Raw genomic sequence first — 6,602 nt, 5'->3', positions numbered from 1 at the left:
TTAACTCCCTGATATCCTGAAGTAATAATTTTAACTCAAATTTAAATTAGCGAATACTTCGTGATGATGTTGAGAAAAACATCATTCGCTAATGATGGAGAGAACCCACCATTAGGGATAGAAGCGATATCCTTTTAGTGAGGAACGAAAGTAAAAGATTTAGCGGATAGCCCGACCAATTTCCTTAATTTTTTAATAGGTAATTGGGAATGGTCTGATTAAAATTGAAAATTTTAGGCTTTTTAACTATCGTTCGGAAAAGATTTTAGGTAGATATACTATCTTCGTATTGCAAAATTATTTTAACACATTAATCTCTCATGGTGACGAATCGTATTGTTATTATACCAACTTACAACGAAAAAGAAAACATTGAAGCGATTGTAAGGAAGGTTTTTTCGCTGGATACAGCTTTTGATATTCTGATTATAGAAGATAACTCGCCAGACGGGACTGCTGCTATTGTAAAGAAACTTCAAAATGAGTTTTCGCAGCTGTATATTGTAGAACGCAAGGGCAAACTTGGTTTGGGTACAGCATATATTACTGGTTTTAAATGGGCGTTGGAGCACAAATATGAATATGTGTTCGAAATGGATGCTGATTTTTCACACAATCCAGAAGATTTAGTTCATTTATATAAGGCTTGTTCGGAAAAAGGTGGTGATATGGCCATTGGATCGCGCTACGTTTCCGGTGTAAATGTTGTAAATTGGCCTATGGGTAGAGTATTAATGTCGTATTTTGCATCGAAATATGTCCGATTTGTAACGGGAATGAAAATTCATGATGCTACGGCCGGCTTTAAATGCTACACAAGGAAGGTATTGGAAACGATTAATTTGGATAACATCCGATTTAAAGGCTATGCTTTTCAGATTGAAATGAAGTTTACGACCTGGAAATATGGTTTCAATATTATTGAAGTACCAATTATTTTTACTGACAGAACCCAAGGAACCTCTAAAATGAGTGGTGGAATTTTTAATGAAGCTGTTTGGGGAGTGATTAAAATGAAGTTGAGAAGCTTTTTCACCAAATACGAAAGATAGATTTAAGATCACTAAATCTAAGTAGCTTATACTATAACTAAACAAGCAAAATGTCGACTTATCTTATAAAAAACGCCTTGATTATTAATGAAGGCAAAAAGTTTGCGGGAAGTATTCTTGTGAAAAATCAGCTAATTGAAGAAATATATACTTCAGCTCCTGAAGTTACAGATAAGAATTGGACTGTTATTGACGCCGCCGGAAGATTACTGATTCCGGGTGTTATTGATGATCAGGTTCATTTTCGTGATCCGGGAATGCCACAAAAAGGTGACTTGTATACAGAATCGAGAGCTGCCGTTGCTGGCGGAACTACCTCGTTTATGGATATGCCCAATGTGAAACCACAAACGGTAACTCAGGAATTGCTAACAAAACGCTACAAATTAGGCTCTGAAAAATCTTTGGCAAACTACTCCTTTTATATGGGTGCTACAAATACAAATCTGGAGGAGATATTAAAAACAGATCCGAAATCGGTTTGTGGTATTAAAATATTTATGGGCTCGTCGACCGGAAACATGCTGGTAGATGATATTGATACGCTTTCGCAGATTTTTGAAAAATCGCCCATGTTGATCGCAACTCATTGTGAGGACACTCCCACTATTGATAAAAATCAGGCGGTATACCAGAAAAAATATGGTGATGATATTCCAATGGAGTATCATGGTGTGATAAGAAGTGCGGAAGCTTGCTACAAATCGTCGTCGAAAGCTATTGAGCTAGCTAAAAAATACAATACCCGATTGCACATTCTGCATTTGTCGAGTGCCATGGAGATGGAACTATTCGATAATTCGATTCCTGCTAAAGAGAAAAGAATTACCAGTGAGGTTTGTGTTCATCATTTATGGTTTGATGATAAAGATTACCTGACTAAGAAGTCGAGAATACGTTGGAATCCTGCAATTAAGACAAAGAATGATCAGGATGCGTTATGGGCTGCGCTTTTGGATGACAGACTAGATGTTGTTGCTACAGATCATGCTCCACATACTCCTGATGAAAAGGATGGTAATTACATGCTGGCCGCCGGTGGTGGTCCTTTGGTTCAGCATTCACTGATAGCTATGATGGAACAAGCTCGTAGAGGAAAAATCAGTATGGAAAAGGTAGTGGAGAAAATGTGCCATACTCCGGCTGAAATTTTTCAGGTTGAGAAACGTGGATTTATTCGCAAAGGATACTTTGCCGATTTGGTTCTTTTAAAAGAAGATGACTGGACGGCTACCAATGCCAATTCGTTATATAAATGTGGATGGACTCCTTTTGATGGTGAGAAATTCCAATATAAAGTAGACAAAACCTTTGTTAATGGTCATTTGGCCTACGACAATGGTGTATTTGATGACAGTACTAAAGGAATGAGGCTGAGTTTTGAAAGGTAGAAGTGAGATTTGAGAAATAAGCAAAAGTAAAAAGGTAAAAGGTGAAATTTTCAAAATATGAAACACTATAATCTTATAAAATCAGCTCTGATTTTTTCAGGGCTGTTTTTGTTTTCCTGCCAGCAGAAAGACACTGTTGAAAACAAAGAATATTCTGGTGTGAAAATCGCCAATCCTATTATTTATGAGGTTTTGGTGACTAATCCGAATCCGGAGGATGATTGGAAAACTGAATGCCTTGCAAATACCAATATTCACGACCTGGTGAAAGACATTATTAATGCGGTAAGAAATGGCGATCTTCCAGCCTTTGATTATTACGACAATCATCGGTTATCAATTCCTGAACTTGAAAAAATAATAGCCGAAAGTGATTTGATGAATAAAACGGGAAACATTCAGTTTGAAGAGGAATGGTTTTGGGATGCGAAAAAGCTTTCTCTTGAAAAGAAAGTTAAAAAAATGATGTTTGGCTACGAGATATATGATGCTCTGGGAAAAGTCAGAGGCTACAAGGCTAGTTTTGTAGTGGATTTACACGCTGCTAAAAAGTGATATTTTGTAATTTTCACTGATTTTAAAACAGTCCTGTCCTAATTGATTTTAGCAATTGGGCTTTCCGCCCAAACCCGACATCATTTCTTGTCTTGAAACAAAAAACGAAGCTACCGAACAAAGAGAGATTATGAGTTCCAGAAATTTTATTTACGAATAAAGAAATTCAAGGCTGTTTAAAAAAAAGAAGCCAACGAAACTCCTAACTTAAAATAATAGTGGCTTATTTTGATTTTTAAATGGTATAACAATTTGCCCGCCATTAATACTTCCAGACAGATTGTTCATTTTCTAAATTTACATTTACTTTTGTACAGCATTTGAGAACATACGGCCTTGCCTAAGAAAAAAGGCTCGAAACTTCTCACATCTACAATTTCATATCATAAAACAAATGAAAATACTATTTATAGATTCAACCCACGCACGACTAAGAGAAATGCTTGAAGAAGCAGGATTTGAATGCACTTATGCTCCTGAAAAAAACAAAGAAGAACTTCTGGCAATTTTTCATGAGTTCGACGGCTTTATAATCCGCAGTAAATTCAAATTGAACAAAGAAGAATTAGACCAAGCTACTCATCTTAAATTTATTGGTCGTGTGGGTGCCGGATTGGAAAATATCGATGTAGACTACGCCGAAAGCAAAGGGATTAAATGCTTTAATGCTCCGGAAGGAAACAGAGATGCGGTTGGCGAACATGCTGTGGGAATGCTGCTCTCTCTTTTCAACAACTTGTGCCGGTGCAATTGGGAAGTTAGAAATGGAATGTGGCGACGGGAAGAAAATCGAGGCATCGAAATAAAAGGAAAAACCATTGGTATTATTGGATACGGAAATATGGGCGGTGCTTTTGCTCAACGCTTAAGAGGCTTCGGTTGTAAAGTAATTGCCTACGACAAATACAAATTCGATTATTCGGATGAGTTTTGTGAAGAAAAACAGATGGAAGACTTGTTTGAGCAATGTGATGTTTTGAGTTTGCATGTTCCGCAAACCGACGAAACGATGTTTATGGTGAATGATGAATTTCTAATGAAATTCAAAAAACCGATTTACCTTATTAATACTGCACGTGGAAAAGTGGTTCGCATAGCTGATTTAGTGAAAAATTTAGATTCCGGTCAGGTAAAAGGTGCCTGTTTGGATGTACTGGAATATGAAAAAACTTCATTCGAAGATTTGCATGCATCAGAGCTACCTGCGGCGTTTCAATATTTGATTGAATCGGAAAAAGTATTGCTGAGTCCGCATGTTGGGGGCTGGACTCATGAATCGAATAGTAAGCTATCGGAAGTTACGGCTCAAAAGATTATTGATGAATTTGGAGAGTAATGATTCTTAATAAAATACAAAACCTTTAATTAAATTAAAGGTTTTGTATTTTAAATATGAAGCTCCAGCTTAGGCTCCTCAATCTGAATAATATGACTTCTGATTTCTTCTGCAATGCTGAATAAAGTTTCTATTTTTTCCGGCTCAACGAACCAACTCTCTGAAGTAAAAATTCCAAAATGAGATCTGTTTATTAATTCCGGAACAAAACTGGTATTTACTAGATTCACTCCAATTTTAAGTCTCTTATCAAACTCCAATGAATTACAAATCAATTCTTGTATCTCTAGATTCTTAAAAATATTATTTGTCCCGATAGCATCAAACTCCTCTATCACCACCTGAGAATCGAAAGATTCATTGCCCGTTTTATAATCACTATACGATAAGAAGGGATTAAATTTATCCTTTATATTTTTCTTTCTGATAAGTATTTTAGCTGATCTGCACATCGATATAGGAAAAAAAACACCACTAAACGTTGATTTTTCATTTATCTTTCGAGAATCTCCAAAACATACAAAATAACTACTTTCACCTCCATTATTAGAAATATAAAGATTTCGAAGATTATAAATAAGAGGATTCAAAGCATTACCATGACAATGCTTCACTGAAAAGTCAATATTTCTATTAGACTGCCTCGCAAATTCTTTTAACTTCTGAATGCTTGTTTTACGCTTTTTCATACACTTAAGTTAATTTCATTTTATTGTTTTATGTAAATAAAACCAACACCACCACAAGTGTTACGGTTTAATTCAATTTACATAAAATTTACTTAATAGAAAAATATATTTTTTAAATAACCTTTTCCTAATAGTATTTAATCAACAATTAATAGTATTTAATCAATAAATATAACACTGTAAACAGAACCTACGAAACGATAATATTCGAAGTATAAGATACGGCAATACGGATATCACTTGCCTCTCCATTAAAGGTCTTGACAGAAAAGTAATTGCTTATGACAAATTCGATTCTCAGGATGAGTTTTGCGAAGGAAGAATTATGGAAGACTTGTTTGAGCAATGCGATATTATGAGTCTACATGTGCCACAAGCGGAGAAAACGATGCTTATGGTGAATGATGAATTCCTGAATAAATTTAAAAAACCGATTTACCTTATTAATAATGTACGCGGAAAAGTGGTTCGCATTGCTTACCTGGTTAAAAATCCGGTTCTGGTCAGACGAAAGGTGCTTGTTTATCTGATTTGAATCGGAAAAAGTATTGCTGAGTCCGAACGTTGGTGGCTGAACACATGAATTGAATAGTAAACTATCGGAAGTTACGGCTTAATAGATTATTGATGAGTTTGGGAAATGAAGCTATATTAGAACAAAGAGGCTGTCTCATACTACGAAACAGCCTCTTTTTATTAATGAGTGTAAATTCTAAAATCCGTAAGCCATACCAATTCCAAAATAGTGATAAGCCTTATCGGTTAATTCAATTTCAGCTTCCATAATTACCGACCATCCGTTTCCGACAGCAACTCTTATACCAATTGGTACCCAAAGTGGAATTGTAGTTTCGTCGCCAAAATTAATATCCATGTCTAATCCGGTAATCAATTTTGTGCCTGATGCCAAGGGAACCGTTACATTGGCTGTTCCATCGAAACCAAAATCATGAAAATGGTGTGCCCCTGCAGCTAAAGAAAGGTTCTTACTGATTCCGAACTCGACATCGCCACCGTAATAGGTTTCATCGCCAAAAGCACCAATTTTTGCTCCCAAATCAACATTATTGCCAATGCCTACTCCAGCATGAAAAAACATTAAAAATTCATTTGATCCATTGTAAACCAACATCGAAGGTTCAAATCCAATCGACGCCTCTCCGCTTTTTAAAATTCCTGATGTATTAAAAATCTGCGCATTCGAAAATGCGGCTACAAATAAAAACATCAGTACAAATAGTATTCTCTTCATTTCAATAAACTTTATCATTCTCTGTCAAAAACACTTCAATCTCTATTTTATTGTGTATTCGCTGAAAATTTAAGATGTATAATCAAAAATAAATCGTACATAATTCTAAAAGATTACTTATACGATCTTCTTTGTAAATTTAATCAAAAGCTGCACAGGATTAATTCACGAAACTCATCATTGGAGTGCTTCCCATCAACAATTAAATATTTCCCATCAATAAGCTAATCTTTCCTCTCTGAGCCGAAGGGATTCCCATACTGAGAAATGAGGGCGAAATGGTGAGAAATTAGGATGCCGATGTGAGAGGAATAGGTGACTTTATGA

At 35.6% G+C, this 6,602-nt stretch carries 7 protein-coding genes; 5 read left to right on the top strand and 2 right to left on the bottom strand.

The features are described 5' to 3' along the window. Positions 1-320 precede the first annotated feature (320 nt). The 4 genes from QUH73_RS14635 (at position 321) to QUH73_RS14620 (ending at position 4,334) form a co-directional block, all read left to right on the top strand. Positions 321-1,052: a polyprenol monophosphomannose synthase gene (locus QUH73_RS14635; RefSeq protein WP_289531182.1), complete on the top strand. Its 732-nt coding sequence runs from the start codon at positions 321-323 to the stop codon at positions 1,050-1,052. 50 nt (positions 1,053-1,102) lie between these two features. Continuing rightward, positions 1,103-2,443 (top strand): dihydroorotase, encoded by a 1,341-nt coding sequence (locus tag QUH73_RS14630; RefSeq protein ID WP_289531181.1) that lies wholly within the window; start codon positions 1,103-1,105, stop codon positions 2,441-2,443. Between the two features lie 57 nt (positions 2,444-2,500). After that, the gene (locus QUH73_RS14625; RefSeq protein WP_289531180.1) at positions 2,501-2,998 is read left to right on the top strand and encodes a hypothetical protein; all 498 of its coding nucleotides are present in this window, start codon (positions 2,501-2,503) and stop codon (positions 2,996-2,998) included. A gap of 394 nt (positions 2,999-3,392) precedes the next feature. Further along, positions 3,393-4,334, top strand: a complete 942-nt coding sequence (locus QUH73_RS14620; RefSeq protein WP_289531179.1) for a 2-hydroxyacid dehydrogenase — start codon at positions 3,393-3,395, stop codon at positions 4,332-4,334. Positions 4,335-4,384: 50 nt separating this feature from the next. Here the strand turns inward: QUH73_RS14620 and QUH73_RS14615 are convergent, their stop codons facing one another. Further along, complete coding sequence (locus QUH73_RS14615) at positions 4,385-5,023, bottom strand: hypothetical protein (RefSeq protein WP_289531178.1); 639 nt, start codon at positions 5,021-5,023, stop codon at positions 4,385-4,387. 205 nt (positions 5,024-5,228) lie between these two features. Here QUH73_RS14615 and QUH73_RS20920 point away from each other — a divergent pair, with 205 nt between their 5' ends. Next, on the top strand, positions 5,229-5,558 hold the full coding sequence (locus QUH73_RS20920; RefSeq protein ID WP_442913418.1) for an NAD(P)-dependent oxidoreductase: 330 nt from the start codon (positions 5,229-5,231) through the stop codon (positions 5,556-5,558). Between the two features lie 177 nt (positions 5,559-5,735). On the opposite strand, the gene QUH73_RS14610 is transcribed toward QUH73_RS20920, so the two are convergent. Further along, positions 5,736-6,275: a hypothetical protein gene (locus tag QUH73_RS14610; protein ID WP_289531177.1), complete on the bottom strand. Its 540-nt coding sequence runs from the start codon at positions 6,273-6,275 to the stop codon at positions 5,736-5,738. Positions 6,276-6,602: the final 327 nt, after the last annotated feature.

It is taken from the genome of Labilibaculum sp. K2S (assembly GCF_030372765.1).
Classification (GTDB): Bacteria; Bacteroidota; Bacteroidia; order Bacteroidales; family Marinifilaceae; genus Labilibaculum.
Note: the sequence above shows the minus strand (reverse complement) of the source record. Positions and strands in the feature narration are given on the sequence as shown.

Coding starts and splice junctions, on each gene's coding strand:
- QUH73_RS14635 (WP_289531182.1), top strand. CDS start 321: ATGGTGACGAATCGTATTGTTATTATACCAACTTACAACGAAAAAGAA.
- QUH73_RS14630 (WP_289531181.1), top strand. CDS start 1,103: ATGTCGACTTATCTTATAAAAAACGCCTTGATTATTAATGAAGGCAAA.
- QUH73_RS14625 (WP_289531180.1), top strand. CDS start 2,501: ATGAAACACTATAATCTTATAAAATCAGCTCTGATTTTTTCAGGGCTG.
- QUH73_RS14620 (WP_289531179.1), top strand. CDS start 3,393: ATGAAAATACTATTTATAGATTCAACCCACGCACGACTAAGAGAAATG.
- QUH73_RS14615 (WP_289531178.1), bottom strand. CDS start 5,023: ATGAAAAAGCGTAAAACAAGCATTCAGAAGTTAAAAGAATTTGCGAGG.
- QUH73_RS14610 (WP_289531177.1), bottom strand. CDS start 6,275: ATGAAGAGAATACTATTTGTACTGATGTTTTTATTTGTAGCCGCATTT.